Origin of the sequence: Streptomyces sp. NPDC004542, from assembly GCF_040610035.1 — a bacterium.
Classification (GTDB): Bacteria; Actinomycetota; Actinomycetes; order Streptomycetales; family Streptomycetaceae; genus Streptomyces.
On record NZ_JBEXLP010000193.1, the window covers coordinates 1 to 2,878 of the forward strand.

The following is a 2,878-nucleotide window of genomic DNA, read 5'->3' on the forward strand; positions in this document are numbered from 1 at the left end:
GCGTGGTGGCTGTCTCGTGTGCGGGACCTGTTCGTGCAGCAGGGTACGGGTGTGACAGCGGAGCCCGGGCCGGTCTCACTGCTCGGGCAGGAGTACCCGGTGGACCTGCACGGCTGGCTGCAGGGCGTGGCGGCGGGGCGGACAGCACTCACTCCGCAGACTCTCCAGGCCCTGGAGCGCACCGGTTACACCACGCAGGGCTCCGAGCGACTGAGGGCGGCCGAGGAAGCCCAGGACGACAAGGTGGGCAAGAGCGGGCTGACGGTCGGTGAGGTCGTTGATCACCTGCGGCGGTTCTACCAGCACAACCGTCGTGCCAAGGCGGATCGGCTTCCTGGCTCTGACTGGACGGTGTCGGCCGGTGGCAGGGACATCTACCTGGGACGCTGGCTGGGCGCCATCAGTCGGGGCAGGGTGGCGGTAGCGCCTCCCACGTTCGCCCGTCTGCGGGAGGCGGGCCTGCCGGAAGCCGACGAGATCCTCTTCCTGCCTCCCACACCCGCCCGGCGCACGGCCGTTGATCCGTTCCACGCCGCCCGCGCCCTGGACCACTACTACACGAACGACAAGCCCGACGCCCGAGGACAATTCCTTCCTCCAAGGGAGCCGTTGAAGGGCGCTGGCGCCCCGGACGTCCCTGGTACGTGGTTCCACAGTGTGTACACAGGGCATACGGGTGTGTCGGTGGAGGGCGCGGAGGCCCTGATCGCCGCCGGCCTGCCCACCACCACCCCCAACAAGAAGCCCTCCGCCATCCGGCGAACGGTGTCCGCGCAAGCCCTCCAAGCCCTGTATGACCACTACGTCCCCCAGGGCCGGGAACCTGACGGGCCCGTCCAGGACCCACCCGCCGACACCGAGTTCATCGACGCCTCAGGCACCTCACGCTCCCTCACCGCATACATCAGCCTCCTGCGCACCCACCGCGTACAACTCCCTAAGGGTCACGGGCTGCCCGACCAGGCCGTCACCCACCTCCAGCTCAGCACCCCCGCCCAAGCCCGGCGCACGGGCATCGATCCCTTCCATGCCGCCCGTGCCCTGGCCCACTACTACACGAACAACAAGCCCGACGCCCGAGGACAATTCCTTCCTTCAAGGAAGCCGTTGAAGGGCGCTGGCGCCCCGGACATCCCTGGTATCTGGTTCCACAGTGTGTACACAGGGAATACGGGTGTGTCGGTGGAGGGCGTGGAGGCCCTGATCGCCGCCGGCCTGCCCACCACCGGCGACCAGCCCTCCGCCATCCGACGGACGGTGTCCGCGCACGCCCTCCAAGCCCTGCGCAACCACTACTCCCACCAAGGCCAGGAACCCGACGCACCCATCCAGGACCCACCCGCCGACACCGAATTCATCGACGCCTCAGGCACCTCACGCTCCCTCACCGCATACATCAGCCTCCTGCGCACCCACAATGTGCAACTCCCCGAAGGCCACGGCCTCCCCGACAAGGTCGTCACCCACCTCCAACTCGACACCCACACCCGGCGCGCGGGCATCGATCCGTTCCACGCCGCCCGCGCCCTGGACCACTACTACACGAACAACCAGACCAGCGCCCCAAGAAAACTCCCTCCTCAAACGGAGCCGTTGACGGGCGCTGGCGCCCCGGACGTCCCTGGTACGTGGTTCCACGACGTGTACAGAGGGAATACGGGTGTGTCGGTGGAGGGCGTGGAGGCCCTGCTTGCCGCCGGCCTGCCCACCACCATCCCCGGCAAGCCCTCCGCCATCCGGCGAACGGTGTCCGCGCAAGCCCTCCAAGCCCTGCGCGACCACTACGCCCACCAAGGCCAGGAACCCGACGCACCCCTCCAGGACCCACCCGCCGACACCGAATTCATCGACGCCTCAGGCACCTCACGCTCCCTGACCCAATACATCGGCCTCCTGCGCACCCACGGCGTACAACTCCCCAGCAGTCACGGACTGCCCGACAAGGTCGTCACCCACCTCCAGCTCAGCACCCCCACCCCGGCCCGGCGCGCGGGCGTTGATCCGTTCCACGCCGCCCGCGCCCTGGAGCACTACTACACGAACAACCAGACCAGCGCCCCAAGAAAACTCCCTTCTCAAAAAAAGCCGTTGACGGGCGCTGGCGCCCCGGACGTCCCTGGTACGTGGTTCCACGACGTGTACAGAGGGGAAACGGGTGTGTCGGTGGAGGGCGTGGAGGCCCTGATCGCCGCCGGCCTGCCCACCACCGCTGCCGGCAACAAGCCCTCCGCCATCCGGCGAACGGTGTCCGCGCAAGCCCTCCAAGCCCTGCGCGACCACTACGCCCACCAAGGCCAGGAACCCGACGCACCCATCCAGGACCCACCCGCCGACACCGAATTCATCGACGCCTCAGGCACCTCACGCTCTCTCACCGCATACATCGGCCTCCTGCGCACCCACGGCGTACAACTCCCCGAAGGTCACAGACTGCCCGACAAGGTCGTCACCCACCTCCAGCTCAGCACCCACATACGGCGCGCGGCCATCGACCCGTTCCACGCCGCCCGCGCCCTGCGCCACTACTACGACGCCAACCCCCGCGACATACCACAACTCCCTCGTAACAGGCACCCGTTGACGGGTGCTGGTACCCCGACCGTGCTCGGCAAATGGTTCAGCGACGTGTACAGAGGGACTACGGGTGTGTCGGTGGAGGGCGTGGAGGCCCTGATCGCCGCCGGCCTGCCCACCAATGTCGGCAACAAGCCCTCCGCCATCCGGCGGACGGTGTCCGCACAAGCCCTCCAAGCCCTGCGCGACCACTACGCCCACCAAGGCCAGGAACCCGACGCACCCATCCAGGACCCACCCGCCGACACCGAGTTCATCGACGCCTCAGGCACCTCACGCTCCCTGAACGCATACATCGGCCTCC

The 2,878-nt window shown here is 68.1% G+C and carries 1 protein-coding gene; it reads left to right on the forward strand.

Annotation, left to right across the window (positions count from 1 at the left end; all coding sequences use genetic code 11):
* Positions 1–51: 51 nt before the first annotated feature.
* The coding region (locus ABZX30_RS37930; protein WP_355942961.1) for a hypothetical protein at positions 52–2,878 on the forward strand (2,827 nt) is incomplete at its 3' end.